Here is a 23,220-nt window from a genome sequence, read left to right on the forward strand (position 1 = left end):
CGCGTCGGGATCGATGATTCCTTCTTCGACCTCGGCGGCGACTCACTCTCGGCGATGCGTGCGATCGCGGCGATCAACAGCGCCCTGGACGCCGGCGTCGCGGTGCGTTCCCTGTTCGAGGCGCCCACGGTGGCCCAGTTGGCGCCCCGCATCGGTGGCACGTCGGGCGGACTGGAGCCACTGGTAGCGACACAGCGGCCCCCGGTGGTTCCGCTGTCGTTCGCGCAATCCAGGCTGTGGTTCCTCGATCAGTTGCAGGGGCCCTCGCCCGTCTACAACATTGCGGTGGCGCTGCGGCTGGACGGCAGGCTGGATACCGAGGCCTTGGGCCAGGCGCTGGCCGACGTGGTCGCCCGCCACGAAAGCCTGCGCACGTTGTTTCCCGCGGCCGACGGGATCCCCCGGCAGCTGGTGATACCGGCCGAAGAAGCCGGCTCCGGTTGGCAGGTCATCGATGCCGGTGGCTGGCCGGAGAGCCGGCTGGGTGAGGCTGTCGGCGCGGCAGCCCGCTGCAGTTTCGATCTTGCCTCCGAAATCCCGTTGCGCGCAAGGCTTTTCCGCGTCTCCGACGACGAGCATGTGCTGGTGGCCGCGGTGCATCACATCGCGGCGGATGGATCGTCGATCACCCCGCTGGCGCGGGATCTGAGCGTGGCTTATGCGAGCCGGTGCGTGGGGCAAGCCCCCGGCTGGGTGCCGCTGGCGGTGCAGTATGTGGATTACACGCTGTGGCAGCGCACGCAGCTGGGCGATCTCGCCGACCCCGACAGTCGCATCGCCGCGCAGCTGGCCTACTGGCAGCAGGCCCTGGCCGGCATGCCCGAACGCCTCGCCCTGCCCACCGATCGGCCCTACCCACAAATCGCGGATCAGCGCGGTGCCAGTGTGGTCGTGGACTGGCCGGCGCAGTTGCAGCAGCGGGTGCGCCGGGTGGCCGGCGAGCACAACGCGACCACCTTCATGGTGATCCAGACCGCGATGGCGGTGTTGTTGGCCGAGCTCAGCGCCAGCACGGATGTGGCGGTGGGGTTCCCGATCGCCGGACGCCGCGACCCGGCGCTGGATGAGTTGGTGGGCTTTTTCGTCAACACCTTGGTGCTGCGGGTCGATCTGGCCGGAAATCCCACCGCGGCGCAGTTGCTGGCTCAGGTCCGCGAGCGCAGCCTGGCCGCCTACGAGCATCAAGACGTGCCCTTCGAGGTGCTGGTGGAGCGGCTCAACCCCGCCCGTTCGCTCGCGCACCACCCGCTGGTCCAGGTGGTGATGGCCTGGCAGAACTTTGGCGGGCAGCACACAACGTTGGGTGATCTGCAGGTCACCCCGCTGCCGGCGGACACCCAGAGCGCCCGGATGGACCTGGTTTTCTACCTTGCGGAGCGGTGGACCGAGGCCGGTGAACAGGCGGGGATTTCCGGCGAGGTGGAATTTCGCACCGATGTGTTCGACCCGGACACCATTCAGGCGCTGATCGACCGGTTGGAGCGGGTGTTGGTGGCGATCACCGACGAGCCGACCCGGCTGCTCTCGTCGGTGGACCTGCTCGACGAGCCCGAGCAGGCCCGGCTGGAGGCGTGGGGCCATAAGGCGGTGCTGGCCCGGCCGATCACCCCGCCGGAGTCGATTCCGGAGCTGTTCGCCGTGCAGGCAGCCCGCACTCCGGCAGCCGTGGCGCTGACCTGCCAAGGCCGGTCGATGACCTATCGCGAGCTCGATGATGCCGCCAACCGGTTGGCGAACCTGCTGGTCGGCCAGGGCGCGCGCCCGGGTGCGTGCGTGGCGCTGCTGTTCGAGCGTTCCGCCGAGGCGATCGTCGCGATTGTGGCGGTCCTCAAGACGGGGGCGGCATATCTGCCCATCGACCCGATGTACCCGTCGGCGCGGATCGAGGCCATCCTCGCCGACGCTGCACCGGTGGCGGCGATCACCACCGCTGGGCTGTCCCCGCGACTGGACGGGCGGGATCTTGCGGTCATCGATGTCGCGGATCCGAAAATCGGGGCGTATTCCGGCACCGCACCGCCGGCCCCCGCCGCGGACGACATCGCCTACCTCATCTACACCTCGGGTACCACCGGCGTGCCAAAGGGAGTCGCCATCACCCACCACAACGTCACCCAGCTGATGGCGTCTCTGGATGTGGGCTTGCCGCAGGAGGGAGTGTGGACGCAATGGCATTCCTATGGCTTCGACGTCTCAGGCTGGGAGATCTGGGGCGCGCTGCTAGCTGGCGGACGACTGGTCGTGGTGCCCGAATCGGTCGCGCACTCGCCGCAAGACTTCCATGACCTGCTGGTAACCGAGCAGGTCGATGTGCTCACCCAAACCCCCTCCGCTGCGGGCGTGCTGTCGGCGGAGGGGCTGGGACCAGTGGCGTTGGTGGTCGGCGGTGAAGCCTGCCCGGCCGAGCTGGTGGATCGGTGGGCGCCCGGGCGGGTGATGCTCAACGTCTACGCCCCGACCGAGACACCGATGTGGGCGTCGATGAGTGCGCCGTTAGTGGCGGGTGGGGGCGTGGTGCCGATCGGTTCACCGGTGGCGGGGGCCGCCTTTTTTGTCCTCGACAGGTGGCTGCGTCCCGTGCCCGCGGGTGTGGTCGGTGACCTGTATGTGGCCGGTGTCGGGGTGGCGTGCGGGTATTGGCGACGGGCGGGGTTGACCGGTTCGCGGTTTGTCGCGTGCCCGTTCGGGGCGCGGGGGATGCGGATGTATCGCACCGGGGATCTGGTGTGTTGGGGCCTCGACGGACAACTGCGGTATCTGGGCCGCTCCGATGAGCAGGTCAAGATCCGCGGCTATCGCATCGAACTCGGTGAGGTGCAGGCCGCCCTGGCCGAACTAAACGGGGTCGAGCAGGCAGCGGTGATCGCTCGCGAGGACCGCCCCGGCGATAAGCGCCTCGTCGCCTACATCACCGGCACGGCGGAACCGGCCGCCGCGCGAAGCGCATTGGCCGAGCGACTGCCGGTCTACATGGTGCCCAGCGCGGTAGTGGTGGTGGCGGAACTGCCGTTGACGGTCAACGGCAAACTCGACAAACGGGCACTGCCCGCACCGGACTATCCCGATGCGAATCGTTACCACGCCCCGGCCGACCCAACCGAGGAGATTCTGGCCGACATCTACGCCCAGGTACTCGGGCTCGAACGCGTCGGGGTCGAGGACTCGTTCTTCGATTTGGGTGGGGATTCCCTGTCGGCGATGCGGGTGATCGCCGCGATCAACAAATCGCTAAACGCCCACCTGGTGGTGCGCACCATGTTCACTGCGCCGTCGGTGCGAACCCTGAGCCGGCAGGTGGGTGTGCAGTCCAGCGCGGTGGAGGTCGTCCCCGTCGAGGTCCTGAAGCAGGGTACGGGGGTTGCGCTGTGCTGTATCCATCACGGCCTCGGGCTCAGCTGGCCGTATCGATTACTGGGTAAATATTTGGAGTGCCCAATTGTCGGAATCAACCAAGTCCCGCTTGATAAGGAAGAGGAACCTGAATCGATCCGCATCATGGCGGCACGCTACGCAGACAGGCTCCAAGCCGTTTATCCGGACGGGCCGTATAACCTTCTCGGCTGGTCTTTCGGAGGCGTCGTGGCTCACGAGGTCGCCGTTGAGCTGCAGCGCCGCGGATTCATAGTGCAGCACCTGGTGATGTTGGACGGAAAACTCAACACCGACCGGATCCCCACACCTCAACCGGTGAGCGAAGGCCAGGTCCTGGATTTCATCCTGCGAAGCAATCGCTTAGATATTCCGGTGCAGTCGGAACCTCTTACCCGCCCTCAGGTGGAGGAATTAATACTCCGGCGAGGAGCATTGAAGTCTGATCTTCCGACGCAATGGCTGGTGGATTTCATGGTTACTACCCGTAATCGCAACGGATGGTACCTGGCAGAACACGTGCCCAGTATTTTCCACGGAAATATGACTATTTTCTCTGCCACACAAGATCCGCATCACCGTTCATCGCTGCGCCGGATTTGGCGCCCCTACGTTACCGGCGATGTCACAGAGTATTCGGTCGACTGTACACATTTTGAAATGCTGAGCGCAGAATCGGTTGATCTCTATGGCGGACAGCTCAAGCTGCTATTAGATGATTAGCTTCGATCGCCCTCGCTGTCGTCGAAGAAATGCCAGTCGCCGTCGTCCTCGACCTCCATGCGCCAGCCGAGCTCGCTGTTGTCGGCCTTGTTGTCGACGAACCACGCGTGCGCGTCGTTCGCGCTTTCGATGTCCTTGGTAGCGACGACGTCGCCCTTAGGGTCGAGCACTCGATAGGTAGCCATGAGTGGCCGGGTTCCCATCCCCCGACGGCTCAACCGCTCGGGATCTCGGCGGTGATGGTGTCCATCAGGGCGGTATACCGTCGGGCCTCGGGATCGCGCCCCGGCTTGCCGCTGCTGACCACTCCGGCCGACAATCCGCGGGCGGGGTCGGCCCAGATCGCGATGTTGACCAGGCCCAGGTTGCCGAACGCGTGCGGCGCGTTGCGCCCGAACGGCCCCCACCGGTCGGTGCCGAGGATGTACCCGGTTCCCCAGCGGGCGGGCTGCAGCCCGACCGCGAAATCCGGTCTCAGCCTTCGGCATTCGGCCACCGCGCGGTACATGGTCTCCGGGCTAAACACCCGCACGCCGTCGAGTTCGCCTCCGCGGCGCCAGATTTCGGCGAATCGGGACATCTCGTCAGCGGTCGACACCGTGTTGGACGACGGAATGATGGTGGTCAAGAACATCGGGGAGTTGGTGTACGGGATCATCTCGTGCACCGTTCCGCCGATCGCCTTGCGGAAGATCTGCGCGACCACCGGCGGCAGCGTCCGCCCGGTGGCGTGGCTCGGCGCGACCAGCGGGACATCACTCTTCGCGACGCCGAAGTTGGTCCAGCGGAAGTCGAGCGGGTCGAGGATCTCGGTGGCCAGGATTTCGCGAATCTCCTTGCCGGTGGCCGCGTAGACGATCTCGCGCACCAGCGGACCCCAGGTCAGCGCGTGGTACATGTGGAACAGCCCGGGACGGTAGAGGGGCCGCAACTCACCCAGCTTCTGCTGCGCGTATTCGTGGTCGTCGGCGCGGTTGACGTCCGGTCTGGGTCCGGTGGGGAACGGCAGCCCCGCGCTGTGGGTCATCACGTGCCGGATGGTGATCCGGTGCTTGCCGTGACTGGTGAACGTGGGGATGTATTCGCACACCCGGTCATCGAGGGAGAAGACGCCGCGCTCGACGAGCATGTGCACCACGGTCGCCGCGATCCCTTTGGCCGCCGAGTACACGCAGAACGGTGTATCGGGCGTGACGACGACCTTCTCCGCGTCGGGCGGATCGCTGGGGGCGTTGCCCCAGCCGTGGCCGATCGCGCGGTTGAGCACCACGCGGCCGTTCCGCCGGATGCACAGCTGGATCGCGGGATGGAAGCCGGCCCGGTACCAATGTCGGGCGGCCTGCCAGATCCGGTCGACGGCGGCGCCGTCGATCTCGGAATGGTCTTCGGCGCCAATCGTCGTCACCGAGTCCAGGTCGGCCGGGATGCGGACCGTGCCGTCGGATGTCATAGTCGCCATCCCCGCGAGGGTACCGAGCGTCACGCCAGCGTGGCTGTGGCCATCTAGCGCCACCCTCGCGTGACGCTCGGGGCAGGTGGCGCGTCCGGTCATTCCCCGGTGAACTGCGGCGGGCGCTTGGCGAACGTCGCCGAGATGCCCTCGGTCAGGTCCTTGGACGGCAGGAAGGCCGCGTTCCAGGCGGCGACATAGCGCAGGCTTTCCGAAACCGCCGCGGTGCGCTGCTGGTCGAGCACGTCCTTGATGCCGTGCACGGTCAGCGGTGGGTTGGCGGCGATCTCGGCGGCGGTTGCGTGCGCCGCGGCCAGAGTGGCGTCGGCGTCGTCGTACACGTCGTTGACCAGACCGATCTTCTCGGCGCGGGCAGCGTCGATGTCCTTGCCCGTCAGCGCGAGCTCGCGCAGGTGCCCGTCGTTCAGGATCAGCGGCAGGCGGGCCAGGCTGCCGACGTCGGCGACGATGGCCAGCTTGACCTCCCGCACCGAGAACTTGGCGTCGGCGCTCGCGTAGCGGATGTCCACCGCCGAGATCAGGTCGACGCCACCGCCGATGCACCAGCCGTGCACGGCGGCGATGGTGGGGGTGCGGCAGTCAGCGACCGCGGTGATGGCGCCCTGCATGCGCTTGACTTCGCGGTGGAACACCGCGCGCGGGCCGGCCAGCGCGTCGCCGGACAGCAGCGGTGTGAACGAACCGCCCATCGCCGGCACGTCCAGGCCGTAGCTGAAGTTCCTGCCCGAGCCGGTCAGCACGATGGCCCGAACCTCGGGGTCGGCGTCCAGCGCCGCGAACAGTTCGGGCATTTCGGACCAGAAGGCAGGCCCCATCGCATTGCCCTTGCCGGGTCCGATCAGCGTCACTTGGGCGACGTGGCCTTTCGTCTCGACGGTGACGGATTCGTATGCTTGCGCCATGTCGAGACCGTAGCGTGGCGAACATGCCTCCCGATTTGCGACCCGGACCGGATTCCCCGCCGACCGACGAGTTGCACAGCGCGGAGGACACCCTGGCGGTCCTGCAGCAGGTGCTGCACACCATCGCCTCCGACGACCTGACGCGGCGCACCCCGTGCGCGCAGTTCGACGTGTCGCAGCTGACCGGGCACCTGCTGAACTCGATCTCGGCGCTGGGCGACATGGTGGGCGCGGAACTACCGGAGCCCGATGCGAGCGAGTCGGTGGAGCGTCAGGTCATCGCGGCGGCCCGCCCCGCGTTGGACGCCTGGCATCGGCACGGTCTGGACGGCAGCGTGCCGTTCGGCAAAGCCGAGATGCCCGCCAAGAGCGCGTGCGGGGTCCTGTCGATCGAATTCCTGGTGCACGCCTGGGATTACGCGAAGGCCGTCGGACGCGACGTCGATGCCCCCGAACCGCTGTGCGAGTACGTGCTCGGCCTCGCGCGCAACATCATCAGGCCGGAGTTCCGCGACGGCGGGGGGTTCGACTATCCGGTCGACGTGTCGGGCGAGGCCGAGGCCCTGGACCAGCTCGTCGCGTTCACCGGCCGCAACCCGGCCGGCTAGCACGTGCTGCGGGCGTTACACCCGCTCGAGGTAGAAGTAGTAGTAGCGGCCCACCCCGTCTTGCAGGTCCAGCACGCCCTTGCCGTTCATGATGCCCATCACGGCGTCGTCGTCGATCCTCTTGAAGTGGTCGTGGACGGGCTGGCCGTCGTAGACCATCGTCGCGGTGACCTCGCCGCGGAACTCCTCCAGCCACAGGCTGGCCTCGCCCTTGCCCATCTCCTTGTTGGAGTACTTGTTGCCGTCGGCGTCGAGGCAGACCAGCGGCTGCACGTCGCTGGTCGACGTGAAGGTCTTGCCGAACCAGCCGACCTTCTCCAGTTGGCCGTTCATCTTGTGGCCGGTGACGAATTCGCCGCCCTTCCATTCGCCGATCATCTCGTCGAGGGTCGCGGGCGCCAGCGTCGCCCAGAAGTCGTCGAGCTCGGCGTCGGGGATGCTGTCGCCGCGCTCCTTGAATTCGGTGAAGTGCTTGCGGGCCAGGCTCATTCGTCAGTCCTCCGGGTTGTCCAATCGCGGGCGAATTTCAGCAGCGCGTCGTTTTCGTCGGGTGCCCCGATGCTGACCCGCGCGCCGTCGGTGCCATAGGGGCGAACCACGATTCCGGCAGCTGCGGCCGCGGCCACGAAATCCGGTGTGCGGGGTCCCAGCGGCAGCCAGACGAAGTTGGCCTGCGTCGGTGGCAGTTCGAAACCCACAGCACGCAGCTCGGCGCCCACCCGGTCGCGTTCGGCGACCAGCGCGTCGGTGCGCACCAATAGTTCGTCGGCGGCGGCCAGCGACGCGATCGCGGCGGCCTGCGCCAGGCTCGACACGGTGAAGGGCACGTAGACCTGATCGAGCGCCGTGATCAAATCGGGGTGACCTATCGCGTAGCCGATGCGCAGGCCGGCCAGGCCGTAGGCCTTCGAAAACGTCCGCAGCACAACGACATTGGGGTTCGTTCGGGTAAGGCCCAGGCTGTCGGGGGCCATGCCGTCGCGGATGTACTCGACGTAGGCCTCGTCGATGGCGATCACGATGTCCGACGGAACGGCCTGGATGAAGCGGGATAAGGCGTCCGGGTCGACGACGGTCGAGGTCGGGTTGTTCGGGTTGCAGACGAAGATCAGCCGGGTCCGTTCGGTGACGGCGGCCAGCATCGCAGGCAGGTCGAAAGTGTGGTCGGTCAGCGGCACCTTGATCGCGGTCGCGCCCGAGACCTGCGTCAGGGGCGGATACAACTCGAAGCTGCGCCACCCGAAGATCACCTCGTCGCCCGGCGATGAGGTGATCTGGATGAGCTGCTGGCACAGGCTGACCGACCCGCATCCGACCGCGACGTTCTCGGGGGCGAAGTCCGAACCAAGGTGTTTGGCGAGCGCCGCCTTGAGCTCCACGCAGCCGTTGTCGGGATAGCGGTTGACCACGTCGGTGGCGCGCTCGATGGCCGTGCGAACGCTGGGCAGCGGGCCGAATACCGTTTCGTTGCTGGCCAGTTTGATCGCGCCGGGCACCGTCTTACCGGGGACGTAAACTGGCAGCCCGGCCAGCTCCGGCCGTAGGCGGGCAGTCACTTCGACAGCATATGCCGTCGGTGTGTACGCTATGCCTCCGGCGGTTCCAGGGCGCCCGTCAAGCGTCCGGTACCCTCAGGAAGTCCAAGGGAGGCGTGCCAGAGCGGCCGAATGGGGCTCACTGCTAATGAGTTGTCCCCCTCAAAGGGGACCGGAGGTTCAAATCCTCTCGCCTCCGCAGGATCCTTTGGCGTGAACACCGAACGACAACTGAAGAACAGGCGCCCGTAGCTCAACGGATAGAGCATCTGACTACGGATCAGAAGGTTAGGGGTTCGAATCCCTTCGGGCGCGCTCACGTGACGCGACCCGATTGCCACGAATTCCGGCCGGGGTTATCCCGCCGCACGCACGTCGCTGATCCACACAGACGAGGCCGGCATAACGCGCGGCACCGGTTCACCACCCAGTGCGAGGACTTCGTCGTAAGCCTTCAATAGGCAGTCGGAAAACAATTCCGGATCTTGGACCGCGGCCCTGTTGTAGCGGACCGTGACTGTGCACCACTCGCCCGTGGACAACAGGTTGACCACCATCGCCACTCCAGGCAGCGCACCAAAGCCATACTGCCGCAGCACCTTCGCGCCGGCGACGTGGGCGTCGCCCGGGTAGGACGGCACGTTGCTGGCAATCACATCCCATGGGGCGACCGGTCGGGTCACGGCCTCCAGCAGGGCTGCCGGCAGCACACTCAGCACGGGCCGAACAAAAGCGAGGATGTCCCGGGCGGGCTCTTCGCGGCGCTGCTTCATCTGCGCGCGGATCTTCCGCATGCGGTCGACCGGGTCGGCCTCCCCGACCGGCGCCGACAAGCCGACCACGGTGATGCGATTGCCGGCGGCGGGGTCATCTTCCGTGCGCAAGCTCACCGGGACCACCATCGACAGTGTCTCGATCGGCGCGCCGAGCGCCCGGTGATAGCGCCCCAACGCGCCGCACAGTCCGGCCAGGTAGGCGTCGTTGATGCTGCCCCCGCCGGCTTTAGCTGCCTTGTGCAGATCGGAGAGCCGAATCTCGAGCGCTTCGGTGCGGCTGGCCACGCTGCGCTGGCGCAGCAGCGGCGACGGCTGCGCGGCCCGGCTCAGTGTCCGAGCACCCGAGCGGGCGTAGCCGATGGCGCGCGTCAGCGCCGATGGCAGTTGGAGCACCACTCGGCTGACCATCGACCATGCGCCCCACAGCCCTTCCAGGACGGCGCCGCGCAGCTGTTTGGTGCCCCGTCTCAGCTGGTCGTCGGGGGACATATCCCGCGGAACCGGCCGCTTGGCCAGCGGAACACGCTCCAGGCCGTAGAGCTGGGCGAACAGCTCGACACCTCCGACCCCGTCAACGAGCGAATGGCTCATGTGCAAAAGCATCGCTGCCCGACCCTCGGCCAGGCCTTCGACCAGTGTCACCGTCCACAGCGGCCGCGCCGTGTCGATCGGTGACTGCAGCAAAACCTCGGCCAAATCGAAAACCTCGCGCAGCGTGGCGGGTCCGGGCACGCGCACCCTGCGCACGTGGAAGTCCAGGTCGAAGTCGGGATCGTCCACCCATCGCGGTGCAGCCGTCGGCAGGGCGGGCACCACGACCTTTTGCCGCAGCCGCGGTACCCGTCGCGAGGTCTCTGCCAAGTGGGCGCGGAAGGCGTCCCAGTCCGGGGTGGTGTCGAGAAGGTTCACCCCCATGCCTGCCGAGCGGGTACGGGGATTGCCTTCCCCCCGAAACATCAGGTAGTCGCCCGGTTCCAGCTTGGTGGGCAGTCCGGCGGCATCGACGGGCTCAACCACCGTCGCACCCCCTGTATCCGGGCAGGTGGGCAGCCCTCAGCGGCGTCGCGCGGGTGGTCACGAACGGCATGTCGCTCCTCCTAACGGAACCGGCTCAGTCCGGAGGCGGGCCACGGTCGAGGGCGTTTACACACTGGATGGCGCATACCGGTGACCCAACTGTCAAGGACAATACATGCAGATAGATTAGTTTGCAGGATTTAACAAACTAGCAGTCATTGCGTCGAGGGGGCCAGGCTTTCCGCAGACTGGGAAAAGCCGAAATAGCTGACCATTGGAATCGAAGCAGGCAACGCCGCTGGTGGGCGCGCCGCACAGTTCGCTCGGCCCTATGTCGCGTACGACAAAAGCCGCGGGACGGCGCGTGCTCCGTGGTCACCGGAGGAGCCGCGAGGAGGTCAGCCCTCGGCGGAGATCAGGCCCAGCGCCCGCTCGAACAGGTGCACCGTGGCCGCATGCAACTGGTCGCCGACTTCCTTTTCCGCCTTGCCCGCGCAGGCGCGCGCCAGCGTCCCCTCGATTACGATCCCGAGCTTGAAGCAGGCCAGCACGGTGTACCAGGTGATGTGGGACAGGTCGCGGGTGGTGTTGGCGGCGTAGCGCTCGAGGAGTTCCCCGGTGCTGGCCAGCCCGTCCTGCCCGCCCAGGGCGTGGCTGAACACGCTGGAGCCGTCGGGCTGGCGCCAGGTGGCCAGCAGCCACCCCAGGTCCAGCAGCGGATCGCCGATCGTGCACATCTCCCAGTCCACGATCGCGACCACGTCCGGCCCCGTGTGGGAGAACATCACGTTGGCGGCGTGGTAGTCGCCGTGCATGATGCCCGGCGTCCAGCGGGCCGGCCGGTGCCGGTCCAGCCAGGCGGACACCTCGTCGATGCCGGGGATGTCGGGCCCGGGGTAGCCGTCGTACTCGTTGTAGGACTCCAGCTCCGAAAGCCAGCGCGGCACCTGGCGTTCCAGAAAGCCCTCCGGCCTGCCGAAGTCGGCGAGACCGACGGCGACGTGGTCGACGGCGCCCAGCTTGGCCAGCGCGTCGGCCATCGACAGGCCCATGCCGTGGCGGACCCGGGCGTCGCCGGCATGCAGCGGTGGCAGGCCCTCGCCCGCGTTGAAACCGTCGACGGGGTCCATCAGGTAGAAGACGGCGTCGCCGAGCACCCCCGGGTCTTCGCAGGCGGCGATCAAGTGTGGGTGTGGAACGTCGGAACCGGCAAGTGCAGCAAGGACTTTCGTCTCCCGCAGGATCACGCTGTTGCTGCGCGGGCGCAGGTGTCGTGGACCGCGCCGCAGCACGTAGGGACGACCTGCCCTGGTGAACCGCAGCATGACGTTCTGGGTTCCACCGGTGACGTTGCCGACGTCCTGTAGCGGCCCCTCGCCGAGTCCCTGCCGGTGCATCCAGTCCGCGACGGCGTCAAGATTCACTGACTCCGGTTTCAAGTCCACCCTTCAGCCCTTCGGATGCGGCGTGTATCGGACGGTCTGCGCCCGGATCATGCCGTCGCGGAACACGAAGGTGTCAACGCCGTCGTCAACCCGGTTGACGGCCGAGTCGGCGGACCACTCGAGGAACAGCACATCCTCGTCGAAAAGCTGAGTTCGCAAGTCCCAGTGCGCATCCGGCAGATCGGCGAGCAGTGTCGCGAAGACTCGGCGAATGGCGTCCTTGCCGCGGGCGACGCCGGCGGGGCTGAGCAGCACGGAATCCTCGGCGTAGTCGACGACGATTTCGTCGAGGTCGCCGGCGGCCAACGCGGCGCCGTGGTGGGCGAATACCTCCTGCGGCGTGCGCGACGGGGTGGGTGTCATGGCGCTCCCTCGCAACCTGTGGACCGTCTGGGAAAAAGACTAGGGCAGGCGCGATGGGCGCCCTCGGCGGGCGGCGACTGGAAGAATAGTGTGCATAACTTACTTTCTGGGGAAGGGAACGGGCGATGCCGCGGACAGACAACGACTCCTGGGAGATCACTCAAAGCGTGGGCGCCACCGCGCTGGGTGTCGCGGCGGCTCGTGCGGCCGAAACCGAGAGCGAAAACCCGCTGATCAAAGATCCTTTCGCGCGCGTGTTCGTCGAGGCGGCCGGCGAGGGGATGTGGAGCATTTACGCCGACCCGGCGTTGCTGGCCAAGGCGGGCGACATCGAGCCGGACCTGCGGGATCGGCTACAGCTGATGGTGGACTTCATGGCCACCCGGACGGCGTTCTTCGACGAGTTCTTCCTCCATGCCGCGGACGCCGGCGTTCGGCAGGTGGTGATCCTGGCGGCCGGCCTGGACGCGCGCAGCTGGCGGCTGCCGTGGCCCGAGGGCACCGTCGTCTACGAGCTCGACCAGCCCAAGGTGCTGGAATTCAAGTCGAACACTCTGCGCGAGCACGGGGCCAAGCCCACGGCGCAGCTGGTCAACGTCGCGATCGATCTGCGTCAAGATTGGCCAAAGGCCCTGCAGGAAGCGGGGTTTGACGCGTCCAGGCCCGCCGTCTGGTCGGCCGAGGGCCTGGTTCGTTACCTGCCCGCGCAGGCCCAGGACCTGTTGTTCGAGCGGATCGATTCGCTGAGTGCCGAGGGCAGTCGGCTGGCGTCCAACGTGCCCGCCCCGGGTTTCACCGACCCCGACCGGGTGCGGCGCCAACGCGACGAGATGCGACGGCTGCGGGCCGCGGCCGCCGAAATCGTCAACGCCGAGATCACCGACTTCGACGATCTCTGGTACGCGGAGGAGCGCACGCCCGTCGACGACTGGCTGCGTGACCGTGGCTGGGACGTCACCACCGCATCGTTCGCAGAGTTGATGGCGCGGTACGGCCGGGGCGTTCCGCGGGGCGCCGAGGACTCCATGCCGCCCACCCTCTATGTGTCCGCCCGGCGGACAGCGGGCTCCTAGGGGGTGAGCACCACACGCCGGCGGCCGGCGGTGTCGGCCCAGGCGTTCTCGACGTCGGTGAGCGGTACGGCCCGAACGTCGATATCGAAAGTGCCGCTGCTGATTTCGTGAATCAGTGCGGGCATTTCGGCCAGGATGTCACCGGCGCGGACGGACCCCTGACCGCTCCCCACGAGGTTCAGGCGGATGGCGCGCAGCGCCGCTGACGGGATGTCGGCCGAGGCGCCGGCGACCGAGCCGATCTCGATCCAGTTCAGCGGCTTGCCCGGGTCGGAGCGCGCGCCGGCGATGCCGGCCATCAGCCGGGCCGTAATGGGACCCCACAGGTAGTCGAGCACCACGTCGACGTCGCGGGCGGCGTGCGCGAGATCGCTTGTCGCGGAGGCGCCGTCGAGCGTGATCGTGGAGTCCGCTCCCAGAGCGGCCAAGGCCGCGAGTCGCGTGGTGTCGCGGCCGGCTCCGATGACATGTCCGGCACCGAAGTGTTTGGCGACCTGGACCGCCAGCTGGCCCGCGCTGCCCGTGGCGCCGAGGACGAGAACCGTCTGACCGGCCTCGAACTGGATGCGCTGCCGAAGCGCGACCCACGACGACATCACCGGATTCGCCGCTGCGGCAACCAGAATGGGATCGGTACCGTCGGGCAGGACCACGCTGCGCCGCCGGTCGATCACGGTCTGCTGGGCCATCGCCCCCATGGTGGTGTCCGGCAGTACGAAGTAGCGCACGGTGCCGTCGGAGGCGCGTCCCACCCCGTCGATGCCCGGCACCAGCGGTAGTTCACCGGAGCTGGTGTAGTGCGATCCGGCGGCCTGCGACCGGACCCGCGGGTGCAGACCGGAGGCGATCACGTCAACCAGGATCTCGTCGGGTGCCTGCGGAGCCGGGCGGGGGAACTCGCGGTAGGCCGGGGGCGTATCGAAGGCGGTGACGACGGCTGCGTACACGAGCGGTCTCCTCTAGAAATATAGATGGTAATACGAACTAAAATAGATGGCATCACGAACCAATGCAAGCTATCGTTGGCGCATGAGCGACGACCTCAGGGACGGCTTGGTTCGCATGTCATTCGCGGTGATCGCGGCGTTGAGCCGAGTCGCCGCCCAGCACGATTTGTCCCTCACTCAACTTCGGGTGCTGGGGATCCTGCGCGACCGGGAACCGACCATGGCCGAGCTCGCGACGTTCCTGGGACTCGAACGGTCGACGATCAGTGGCCTGATCGATCGCGCGGACCGGCGCGGCCTGGTCAGCAAGACCACCGACGCCGACGACGGCCGATCCGTTCGGGTCGGCCTCACCGCGCAGGCGCGACGGTTGGCGACCGGGATCATCGCCGAGATCGGTGAACTCATGGCGCCGCTGACCGATCGTCTGACCCCCGGCGAGCAGAGACGCCTCGCCGACTTGCTGGAAAAGGCCCTGGACCATTCCTGACGACCTGCCGCACCGCCACTCTCGAACGTGGGCGTGCGGCAGCGCGTGTCGCCGCCGCACCCTCAGTGGGTAGCAGGGCCGCGCGGGACCGATCGGCCCGCGAAACAGGCAGGCCGAATTAGCTGAGCCGATCGAGGACGCCTGGCTTGTCCCGGGCGTCCAGGGGCGCTGCGCCCCCTGGCTCGCCGGGCACCTCTGGCATCGCGAGCTGCACCGACAAGCCCTGCCGCATAACCAATTGCATGTTTAGACACGAGTTGAATGGGTAACATCACGTCCACGAGAAAACTTCTTCTCGACCATATTGGAGGTCACGATGCGTGGCAGCGGGATCATCGGAACGGTTGCTTTGGTGTGGTTGCTGATCGGAGTCATCGCGGCGTGGCAGCGCGACTACTTCAAAAACGACAACTCATCATGCTCCTCGGCGGGCACGGTGGCTGTCACCGTGATCGCGGGACCTTTGAATTACTTCGGTGTCAATCCAAAAGTAACGGATTGCCATCTGCCGCAACCAAGTTCAATGCAATCGATCAACCTCTAACCGCTCACTCAAAGGAAGTCGACATGGTTATCTTAGGGATTGTCCTGCTTGTTCTCGGCTATTTCTTCCACGTGCCCATCCTGACCACGCTCGGCATCGTGCTGTTGGTCATCGGCGCGATCCTGTGGATTCTGGGGTCGGTCGGCCGCCCGGTCGCCGGCCGCCGCTACTGGTATTAACGGCTTCGACGGGTGACGAATCGCGCGGCTGCTCAGCAGTCGCGCGATTCGTTTCACAGGACACGCATAGGCCGGGCATAGCTTCGGCTCAGTCCGCGGCGGATACTGGAACTTGTGTCACAGCCCCGAGCCGCAGTAGAGCGGGTTGTCATGTGTCGTGCAGACGGCAACCCCATCAACGTTTTGGTCGTAGACGACGAGTCTGTCCTGGCCGACATGGTGTCGATGGCACTGCGGTACGAGGGCTGGAATATCTCCACCGCCGGTGACGGTGCATCGGCGATCGCGGCCGCCCGCTCCCAGCGGCCCGACGTGGTGGTGCTGGACGTGATGCTGCCCGACATGAGCGGCCTTGATGTCCTGCACAAACTTCGGGAGGAGAACCCGCAACTGCCGGTGCTGCTGCTGACGGCCAAGGACGCCATTGAAGACCGCATCGCGGGCCTGACGGCCGGCGGCGACGACTATGTCACCAAACCGTTCAGCATCGAAGAGGTCGTGCTGCGCCTGCGAGCGTTGTTGCGCCGCACCGGCGTGACGACGATGGACAGCGGCGCGCAATTGGTGGTCGGGGATTTGGTGCTCGACGAGGACAGCCATGAGGTCACCCGCGCGGGTGAGCCAATCTCGTTGACTTCCACTGAGTTTGAGCTGTTGCGGTTCATGATGCGCAACGCCAAGCGGGTGCTGAGCAAAGCTCAGATCCTAGACAGGGTATGGAGCTACGACTTCGGTGGCCGGTCCAACATCGTCGAGCTCTACATTTCCTACCTGCGCAAGAAGATCGACAACGGCCGGGAGCCGATGATCCACACGCTGCGCGGCGCGGGTTATGTCCTCAAGCCGGCCCACTGACACGCGGAGGGTCTGGTCCCTTCGGCTGCGGCTACTGGTCGGGCAGATCGTCGTGTTGGCGATCGTCTGCGTCGGCATCACCGCGGCGACCGAACTGGCGCTGCTTCACCACCTGGTGGCACAGCTCGACGGGCAGCTCGCCGGCACCTCATACCGCTCGGCGCAGATGTATCCCGAGCCGCCGCATCCGGGGTGGCACCATCAGCACGTCTACCCGCGGCCGGGTCCCGGCCCGCGATTCTTGGATGCCCCGGGCCAGCCTGCGGGCATGGTGGCGGCGGTGGTCAGCCACGGGAACACGGTGGACGCCGGCTACACGACGAGCAGCGGTGATCGGGCCGAGCTGACCCCGGCCGCCCAGCTGCAGCTGTCCGCGATCGCCGACAGCCGCAAGCCGGTGACTCTCGACCTTGACGGGCTGGGGCGCTACCGGGTGGTCGCGGCGCCGAGCCGAAGCGGCGGCGACGCCATCGTCACCGGGCTGTCGATGGCCAACATCGACGCCACCATGATGCGGATGCTGGTGATCTTCGGGATCGTCACGATCATCGCGCTGGTCGCGGCGACCACGGCCGGCGTGATCATCATCAGGCGAGCGCTGGCGCCGCTGCGTCGCGTCGCGCAAACCGCGAGCGAGGTGGCCGGCTTACCGCTGGCGCGCGGCGAGGTCGAACTCCCGGTGCGCGTGCGCGAGTCCGACGCGAACCCCGCCACCGAAGTGGGGCAGCTCGGCGCTGCCCTGAACCAGATGCTCGACCACATCGCCGCCGCACTGTCGGCGCGGCAGGCCAGCGAAACGCGGGTTCGCCAGTTCGTCGCCGACGCCAGCCACGAACTGCGCACGCCGCTGGCGGCGATCCGTGGCTACACCGAACTGACCCAGCGGATGGGTGACGACCGCGAGGCGGTGGCGCAGGCGATGAGCCGGGTGGCATCCGAGACCGAGCGGATGACGCGCCTTGTCGAGGACCTGCTGCTGCTGGCCCGGCTGGACTCCGGCCGGCCGCTGGAGCGCGAGCCGGTGGATCTGTCGCGGTTGGCGGTGGACGCGGTCAACGACGCTCACGTCGCCGGACCCGACCATCAATGGGAACTCGACCTCCCCGAAGAACCGGTGGTCGTCGCCGGGGACGCGGCGCGGCTGCATCAGGTGCTGACGAACCTGCTTGCCAACGCCCGCGTCCACACCGGCCCGGGCACCGTCGTGACGACGCGGTTGTGCACCGAGCCGTCGCACACCGTGCTGCAGGTCGTCGACAACGGTCCGGGAATTCCGGCGGCGCTGCAATCCGAGGTTTTCGAACGGTTCGCCCGCGGCGACTCGTCGCGCTCTCGCAAGGGCGGCAGCACCGGGCTCGGTTTGGCGATCGTCTCCGCGGTTGTCAAGGCGCACAACGGAACTATCACGGTGGACAGCGCGCCCGGCCGTACCGAGTTCACGGTGCGGTTGCCCCTCAACGGATGGCAACCGCCCGCGTCCAATTCACAAGGCGCACAAGGCGCCTGGCCCGGCTAGCCCGTGCAGGTCACGTTGATTTCGAATGCCTTGTTGACGGGCTGCGCCGGGTTGGCCATGTCCACCCCGGTGGCGGTGCCGCTGATCTTGTAGGTGTTGCCGTCCTTGGTGGCGGAGGCATTGCCCTGGCCGGTACCGGCGGTGTAGCTCAGGCTCACGCCGTTTTGGTTGCCCAACCCCACCGACTTCACCTCCGGCGGGTTACCGTCGCTGAGCACGGCGGCGATCCCGGACGCCGCGCCGCCGATCGCGATGTCGATGGTGCCGCCCGCGCTCGTGCACACGACCGAGCCGGTGACGTTCTGGTCCTTGCCGTCGATGGTGACTTTCGTGCCGGCGGCCGCACCGGAACTTGCCGACGCGCTGCTGCTCGAGCTGCTCGCGGAACTGCCCGTGGTCGACTTGTTACTCGAACAGCCGGAAATGCCCGCGGCCAGAATTGCCGCACCGGCCACCGCGACCGTCAGTTGACGCTTCACCTGTTCTCCTTTGCCCGATCGTTGCGGTCCTCGGCGTTGAGGGCCGTTCGGGCAGTATGCGGGTTAACTGGGTCGCGATCCAGAACCCGAAGAAATTGTTGCTGTGTTCACCGGTCGGTCCGCGAAAAGCGGCCAGAACCGCCCTGTCGACGGCGCATTGGTGGCACGGTAGGACCGTGGACCACAAGCCTCCCAGCGCTGTCATCGAATCGGCCAATCGCGACGTCGCCCTGCCATTTCACGATGAGACGGATTTCGCCGACGCCGACCGCGGATTCATCGCCGCGGAATCGCCGTGCGTGATCAAGGCGGCCGACGGGCGGGTGGTGTGGGACAACGACGCCTACTCGTTCCTCGGCGGTCGCGCTCCCACGTCGGTTCACCCCAGCCTCTGGCGACAGTCGACGCTGGCGGCCAGGCAAGGCCTCTACGAGGTGGTGCCCGGCATCTATCAGGTTCGCGGCTTTGACATCTCGAACGTCACCTTCGTGGAATCCGACAACGGCATCATCGTCATCGACCCGCTGGTATGCACCGAGACCGCAGCCGCCGCGCTGCGGCTGTACCGCGCCCACCGGGGCGGCGAGCGGCCCGTCGTCGCGGTGATCTACACCCACAGCCATGTCGACCACTTCGGCGGCGTACTCGGCGTCACCTCGCAGGCCGACGTCGACGCAGGCACGGTGACCATCCTGGCGCCGGAAGGCTTCACCGCGCACGCCGTTCAGGAGAACGTCTACGCCGGGCCGGCGATGACGCGCCGCGCCACCTACATGTACGGGCCGCTGCTGGACCGCGGCCCGCAGGGGCAGGTGGGCTGTGGGCTCGGTCAGGTCGCGTCGACCGGCGAGGTGGCCCTGATCGTCCCGACGGTCGATATCCGGACGACGGGGGAAACGCACACCATCGACGGAGTGCGCATCGAGTTCCAGATGGCCCCGGGCACCGAGGCGCCAGCCGAAATGCATTTCTATTTCCCGCAATTCCGCGCGTTGTGCATGGCCGAGAACGCCACCCACAACCTGCACAACCTGCTGACGCTGCGCGGTGCGCTGGTGCGCGACCCCCATGCCTGGGCGGGTTATCTCACCGAGGCGATAGACACCTTCGCCGACCGCGCCGACGTGGTGTTCGCCTCCCACCACTGGCCGACGTGGGGCCGCGACCGCATCGTCGAATACCTCTCGCTGCAGCGCGACCTCTACGCATACTTGCACGACCAGACACTGCGGCTGCTGAACCAGGGCTACACGGGTGTCGAGATCGCCGAGATGTTCCAGATGCCACCGGCTTTGGAGCAGGCGTGGCACACCCGCGGCTATTACGGTTCGGTCAGCCACAACGTCAAGGCCGTCTACCAGCGCTACATGGGCTGGTTCGACGGCAATCCGGGTCGGCTGTGGCCGCATCCGCCCGAGGCGCTCGGTCCCCGGTACGTCGAGGCCATCGGCGGCATCGACAGGGTGGTCGAGATCGCCCGGGCTGCGTTTGACGGGGGCGATTATCGTTGGGCGGCAACACTACTCGACCACGCGATCTTTACCGACGAGCATCATTCCGGGGTGCGCGAGCTGTACGCCGACACGCTGGAACAGCTGGGCTATGGCGCCGAGAACGCGACCTGGCGCAACTTCTTCCTCAGCGGGGCCGCCGAATTGCGGTCGGGAAGCCTCGGGACGGCCACACAGGTCACGTCGCCGACGTTACTGTCGCAGTTGACACCCGAGCAGGTTTTCGACGGCCTGGCCCTCCGGGTGAACGGACCGCGCAGCTGGGATCTGGACCTCACCATCGACGTCACGTTCGCCGATGCGGACGCCAACTACCGCCTGGCCCTGCGCAACGGCGTGCTGGTACACCGCCGCGTCCCCGCCGACCCGGCTACGGCCACAGTTACGGTGAAGCTGGCCAACAAGTCTCGGTTGCTGCTCGTCGCGGCCGGCGACTTCGCCTCACCGGGGCTGGAGCTGTCGGGCGACCAGGCGGCGCTGAAGTCGCTGATCGCGGTGCTCGATGCGCCGGACCCGGGCTTCAGCATCGTCACGCCGTGACGTCGATGATGACCTTGCCCAGCACCTTACGGTCGGCAACATAGCGCAACCCGGCAGCCGTCTCGGCCAACGGGAACCGGGCGCCGATGTAGGGGCGAATCTTGCCTTCGGCGAACAGCTTTGACAGCTCTGCCAGGTCGCGGGCGCATTCCTCGGGGTAGTCACCGAGGAAGGTGCGGATCTCCATGCCGCGGACCGTGACGTCCTTGAGCATCACCAGATTCAGCGGGATGGAGGGGATGGATCCCGCGGCGTAGCCGAGCGTGACGAACATGCCCCCGCGGGCCAGCCCGCGCAGCGCCGGCTCGGCGTACGCGCCGCCGACGGGGTCGAGGACCACCCGCGCGCTGTCGCCGGTGAGTTCCCGGATGCGCAGTTTGAGGTCTTCGCGGTCGTAGTCCACGGTGGCCCGCGCGCCGCGCTCCCGGCACAGCCGCAGCTTCTCCGGGCTGGACGCCGCGGCCAACACGTTCGCGCCCATCGCGACGGCCAGGTCCACCGCGGCCAGGCCCACTCCGCCTGCCGCGCCGAGCACCACCACCCAGTCGCCGGCTCTGACCCCGGCCACCGAGCGCAGCGCGTGATAGGCGGTGCGGTAGGTCACGCCGAACGCTGCCGCAGAACCGAAGTCGACGCCTTCGGGCACCACGTCCCCGACGGAGGCGTCGAGCAGCGCGAGTTCGGCGAACGCGCCGAACGTGGTGCCGAACACCCGTTGGCCCACCCCGAACGGCGTCCCCTCGCCGACGGCGACCACCTCGCCGGCGATCTCGTTGCCGGGGATGAACGGCGGGGGGATCTTGACCTGGTACTTGCCGGCGACGAACAGCACGTCGGGAAAGTTGACGGCCGCGGCGTGCACCCGCACCAGCGCCTGCCCCGGCGCCGGCACCGGGTCGGCCACCTCGCTGAGTGTCAGATCCTCCGGCGGGCCGTAGGCATTGCAGACGATCGCGCGCATCAGTCGACCCCCAGGCCGAGGAGGCAGAACCGCACCAGATGCCCGATGTCCTTCCGGCCGGGCCGGTCACCCGAGCCCACGTAACGCCGCATCATCGCCACCGTGCAACCGTAGACGGCCTCGACGTCGCGCTCGACGTCGGCGCTGCCCAGTTCGCTCACCGGTCCGACCAGCAGTGCCCGCAGCGAGCGCATCATTTCCTGGTCGGCGACATGCCAATTCGACAGCTGCCCGGCGGCGGCGCGACTCATGCTGATCAGGTGCGGGTCGGCCACCTGAGCCAGCGCGCCCTCGATCCAGCGGGCGATCTGGTCCCGCGGCCGGGTTTCCTTGGCCATCTGGTGCTCCAAGTAGGACACCACAATTCCGACCCCGCGTTCCATCACGGCCAGGATCAGATCGTCCTTGCCGGCGAAGTACCGGTAGAACGCCTTGTTCGACGAACCGGCCTCGGCCACGATGTCGCTGACCCGCGGCGGCTCCGGGGCGACCCGCTCCATCACCCGCACCGCGGCGGCCAGGATGCGCTCCACCTCCTCGGTGGCGCCGCGCTGCCGGTCGTCGAGGGCCCGTTCGACGGCCGCGGCGACCCTGCTGGTCACGGCGAATCGGGCAGCGCCGGAACACGATCGACCAGTCCGGCGTACTTCTTGCGGGCAGCTTCGCGGCGGACGTCCAGCATCTCGCTGGGCCACTCGCCTTCCTCGGCCTGGTAACCCTTGAGCAGCATCCGGGCCAGGTTCACCTTGTGCGCCTCCGTCGGTCCGTCGGCCAGGCCCAGCGCGATGCCGCCCAACAGCGCGTTGACCAGCGGCAGCTGGTCGCTGAGCCCGAGCGCGCCGTGTACCTGGATAGCGCGCATGCCAATCGATTTCAGCACCTGGGACGCCAGGATCTTGCAGGTGGCGATCTCGGCGCGGGCGGCGCGTTCGTCGCCGCTGTCGATCAGCCACGCGGCGTGCAGCACGGTCAGCCGGAACGGCGTCAACTCGGTGTAGGAGTCGGCGATGAACTCCTGCACCAGCTGCTTCTCGGCCAGCAAACCGCCTTGGGTGAAGCGGCTTTTCGCGCGTCGCGACATCATCTCCACCGCGCGTTGCGCCACCCCGAGCGAGCGCATCGCGTGGTGCAGCCGCCCGCCTGCCAGTCGGGTCTGCAGGATCAGGAACCCCTGGCCCGCCTCGCCCAGCAGCGCGTCCGGGCCCACCCGGACGTCGTCGTAGCGGACCAGCGAGTGGCCCGGCTCGTGGGGATCCGCCCCGACCAGGTGGTGGTTGGCCTCGATCGTCAAACCGGGCGTCCCGGCCGGGATCAGGAACGTCGAGGCACCGTGGTGCACCGGCACGTCGGGATCGGTGATCGCCACCACGATGAAGAACGACGCGACGGAGGCGTTGGAGGAGAAGAACTTTCGACCACTGATCACCCAGTCGTCACCGTCGCGGACGGCCCGCGTGGTGAAGACCCGCGGGTCGGCCCCGCCCTGCGGCTCGGTCATCGAGAAGCAGGAGAAGATCTCACCGGACAGCAGACCGTCCAGGTAGCGGTCCTTCTGTTGTTGGGTGCCGAAGCGGGCGATGATCTCGGCGTTGCCGGTGTCGGGCGCCTGGGTACCGAATACGATCGGCGCCCAGGGGCTGCGGCCCAGGATCTCGTTGATCAGCGTCAGCCTCACCGCGCCGAAGCCCTGCCCGCCGAGTTCGGGCCCCAGATGCGGTGCCCACAAACCCTGTTCGCGCACCTGCTGTTTGAGAGGGTCGACGATGCGACGGCGTTCGTCGTTCAGCGGCAGGAACTCGCAGCCGGGGAACAGCACCTCCAGCGGCTCGACCTCGTCGCGGACGAACTGGCGCACCCACTCCAGCTTCTTCTCGAACTCCGGTTCGGTGGAAAAGTCCCACGCCATTGATCGTTCC

22 protein-coding genes and 2 tRNA genes are annotated in these 23,220 nt (G+C 67.3%); 11 read left to right on the plus strand and 13 right to left on the minus strand.

Annotated features, from left to right (window positions below; genetic code table 11):
- Positions 1–4,092 (plus strand): amino acid adenylation domain-containing protein (locus OQ789_RS11355; protein WP_324685799.1); only part of this gene is annotated, 4,092 nt, incomplete at its 5' end.
- On the opposite strand, the gene OQ789_RS11360 is transcribed toward OQ789_RS11355, so the two are convergent.
- From OQ789_RS11360 to OQ789_RS11370, 3 genes are all read right to left on the minus strand, one after another.
- Positions 4,089–4,277 carry a hypothetical protein gene (locus OQ789_RS11360; protein ID WP_324685801.1) on the minus strand — a complete coding sequence of 63 codons (189 nt, stop codon included), beginning with the start codon at positions 4,275–4,277 and terminating at the stop codon, positions 4,089–4,091. The two genes, OQ789_RS11355 and OQ789_RS11360, sit on opposite strands and share 4 nt — an antisense overlap.
- A gap of 29 nt (positions 4,278–4,306) precedes the next feature.
- Positions 4,307–5,551, minus strand: coding sequence for a lipase LipE (gene lipE / locus OQ789_RS11365; RefSeq protein WP_324685803.1), 1,245 nt, complete (start codon positions 5,549–5,551; stop codon positions 4,307–4,309).
- A gap of 89 nt (positions 5,552–5,640) precedes the next feature.
- Complete coding sequence (locus tag OQ789_RS11370; RefSeq protein WP_324685804.1) at positions 5,641–6,465, minus strand: crotonase/enoyl-CoA hydratase family protein; 825 nt, start codon at positions 6,463–6,465, stop codon at positions 5,641–5,643.
- A 23-nt stretch (positions 6,466–6,488) separates the two neighbouring features.
- On the opposite strand from OQ789_RS11370, the gene OQ789_RS11375 reads away from it, so the two are divergent.
- Positions 6,489–7,073 carry a TIGR03086 family metal-binding protein gene (locus OQ789_RS11375; protein WP_324685806.1) on the plus strand — a complete coding sequence of 195 codons (585 nt, stop codon included), beginning with the start codon at positions 6,489–6,491 and terminating at the stop codon, positions 7,071–7,073.
- A gap of 15 nt (positions 7,074–7,088) precedes the next feature.
- On the opposite strand, the gene OQ789_RS11380 is transcribed toward OQ789_RS11375, so the two are convergent.
- The gene (locus OQ789_RS11380; RefSeq protein WP_324685808.1) at positions 7,089–7,562 is read right to left on the minus strand and encodes a DUF4334 domain-containing protein; all 474 of its coding nucleotides are present in this window, start codon (positions 7,560–7,562) and stop codon (positions 7,089–7,091) included.
- Positions 7,559–8,629 (minus strand): pyridoxal phosphate-dependent aminotransferase, encoded by a 1,071-nt coding sequence (locus OQ789_RS11385; protein WP_324685810.1) that lies wholly within the window; start codon positions 8,627–8,629, stop codon positions 7,559–7,561. Before OQ789_RS11385 ends, OQ789_RS11380 begins: the two co-directional genes overlap by 4 nt.
- Before the next feature lie 89 nt (positions 8,630–8,718).
- On the opposite strand from OQ789_RS11385, the gene OQ789_RS11390 reads away from it, so the two are divergent.
- Together OQ789_RS11390 and OQ789_RS11395 are read left to right on the plus strand one after the other, a co-directional pair.
- A tRNA-Ser gene (locus OQ789_RS11390) sits at positions 8,719–8,807 on the plus strand.
- Positions 8,808–8,850: 43 nt separating this feature from the next.
- Positions 8,851–8,923 (plus strand) — tRNA-Arg (locus tag OQ789_RS11395).
- 41 nt (positions 8,924–8,964) lie between these two features.
- Here the strand turns inward: OQ789_RS11395 and OQ789_RS11400 are convergent.
- The 3 genes from OQ789_RS11400 to OQ789_RS11410 form a co-directional block, all read right to left on the minus strand.
- Positions 8,965–10,401 (minus strand): wax ester/triacylglycerol synthase family O-acyltransferase, encoded by a 1,437-nt coding sequence (locus OQ789_RS11400; RefSeq protein ID WP_324685811.1) that lies wholly within the window; start codon positions 10,399–10,401, stop codon positions 8,965–8,967.
- A 398-nt stretch (positions 10,402–10,799) separates the two neighbouring features.
- A complete protein-coding gene (locus OQ789_RS11405) occupies positions 10,800–11,798 on the minus strand; it encodes a phosphotransferase family protein (protein WP_324686055.1) in 999 nt (332 codons plus the stop codon).
- Positions 11,799–11,849: 51 nt separating this feature from the next.
- A complete protein-coding gene (locus OQ789_RS11410; protein ID WP_324685812.1) occupies positions 11,850–12,209 on the minus strand; it encodes a nuclear transport factor 2 family protein in 360 nt (119 codons plus the stop codon).
- 125 nt (positions 12,210–12,334) lie between these two features.
- Between OQ789_RS11410 and OQ789_RS11415 the strand changes: the two genes are divergently transcribed.
- Entirely contained in the window at positions 12,335–13,282 is a 948-nt protein-coding gene (locus tag OQ789_RS11415; protein ID WP_324685814.1) for a class I SAM-dependent methyltransferase, read from the plus strand.
- On the opposite strand, the gene OQ789_RS11420 is transcribed toward OQ789_RS11415, so the two are convergent.
- Complete coding sequence (locus tag OQ789_RS11420; RefSeq protein ID WP_324685816.1) at positions 13,279–14,229, minus strand: zinc-binding alcohol dehydrogenase family protein; 951 nt, start codon at positions 14,227–14,229, stop codon at positions 13,279–13,281. The two genes, OQ789_RS11415 and OQ789_RS11420, sit on opposite strands and share 4 nt — an antisense overlap.
- 82 nt (positions 14,230–14,311) lie before the next feature.
- Between OQ789_RS11420 and OQ789_RS11425 the strand changes: the two genes are divergently transcribed.
- From OQ789_RS11425 to OQ789_RS11445, 5 genes are all read left to right on the plus strand, one after another.
- Positions 14,312–14,719, plus strand: a complete 408-nt coding sequence (locus OQ789_RS11425) for a MarR family winged helix-turn-helix transcriptional regulator (RefSeq protein ID WP_324685818.1) — start codon at positions 14,312–14,314, stop codon at positions 14,717–14,719.
- Between the two features lie 304 nt (positions 14,720–15,023).
- The gene (locus tag OQ789_RS11430; protein WP_324685820.1) at positions 15,024–15,263 is read left to right on the plus strand and encodes a hypothetical protein; all 240 of its coding nucleotides are present in this window, start codon (positions 15,024–15,026) and stop codon (positions 15,261–15,263) included.
- 23 nt (positions 15,264–15,286) lie between these two features.
- Positions 15,287–15,442 carry a hypothetical protein gene (locus OQ789_RS11435; RefSeq protein ID WP_324685822.1) on the plus strand — a complete coding sequence of 52 codons (156 nt, stop codon included), beginning with the start codon at positions 15,287–15,289 and terminating at the stop codon, positions 15,440–15,442.
- A 150-nt stretch (positions 15,443–15,592) separates the two neighbouring features.
- On the plus strand, positions 15,593–16,297 hold the full coding sequence (locus OQ789_RS11440) for a response regulator transcription factor (protein WP_324685824.1): 705 nt from the start codon (positions 15,593–15,595) through the stop codon (positions 16,295–16,297).
- Positions 16,275–17,813, plus strand: coding sequence for a HAMP domain-containing sensor histidine kinase (locus OQ789_RS11445; RefSeq protein WP_324685826.1), 1,539 nt, complete (start codon positions 16,275–16,277; stop codon positions 17,811–17,813). Before OQ789_RS11440 ends, OQ789_RS11445 begins: the two co-directional genes overlap by 23 nt.
- Here OQ789_RS11445 and OQ789_RS11450 read toward each other — a convergent pair.
- Positions 17,810–18,292: a lipoprotein LpqH gene (locus tag OQ789_RS11450; protein ID WP_324685827.1), complete on the minus strand. Its 483-nt coding sequence runs from the start codon at positions 18,290–18,292 to the stop codon at positions 17,810–17,812. The genes OQ789_RS11445 and OQ789_RS11450 overlap by 4 nt on opposite strands.
- A 176-nt stretch (positions 18,293–18,468) precedes the next feature.
- Here OQ789_RS11450 and OQ789_RS11455 point away from each other — a divergent pair, with 176 nt between their 5' ends.
- A complete protein-coding gene (locus OQ789_RS11455) occupies positions 18,469–20,343 on the plus strand; it encodes an alkyl/aryl-sulfatase (RefSeq protein ID WP_324685829.1) in 1,875 nt (624 codons plus the stop codon).
- On the opposite strand, the gene OQ789_RS11460 is transcribed toward OQ789_RS11455, so the two are convergent.
- Genes OQ789_RS11460 through OQ789_RS11470 form a run of 3 tightly spaced genes read right to left on the minus strand, consistent with a single transcriptional unit; the run spans position 20,333 to position 23,210 of the window.
- Positions 20,333–21,304, minus strand: a complete 972-nt coding sequence (locus OQ789_RS11460; protein ID WP_324685830.1) for an NADPH:quinone oxidoreductase family protein — start codon at positions 21,302–21,304, stop codon at positions 20,333–20,335. The two genes, OQ789_RS11455 and OQ789_RS11460, sit on opposite strands and share 11 nt — an antisense overlap.
- The gene (locus OQ789_RS11465; protein ID WP_324685831.1) at positions 21,304–21,906 is read right to left on the minus strand and encodes a TetR/AcrR family transcriptional regulator; all 603 of its coding nucleotides are present in this window, start codon (positions 21,904–21,906) and stop codon (positions 21,304–21,306) included. Before OQ789_RS11465 ends, OQ789_RS11460 begins: the two co-directional genes overlap by 1 nt.
- Positions 21,903–23,210 (minus strand): acyl-CoA dehydrogenase family protein, encoded by a 1,308-nt coding sequence (locus OQ789_RS11470; protein WP_324685833.1) that lies wholly within the window; start codon positions 23,208–23,210, stop codon positions 21,903–21,905. Before OQ789_RS11470 ends, OQ789_RS11465 begins: the two co-directional genes overlap by 4 nt.
- Positions 23,211–23,220: the final 10 nt, after the last annotated feature.

This window comes from Mycobacterium sp. 94-17 (assembly GCF_035617725.1).
Taxonomy (GTDB): domain Bacteria; phylum Actinomycetota; class Actinomycetes; order Mycobacteriales; family Mycobacteriaceae; genus Mycobacterium.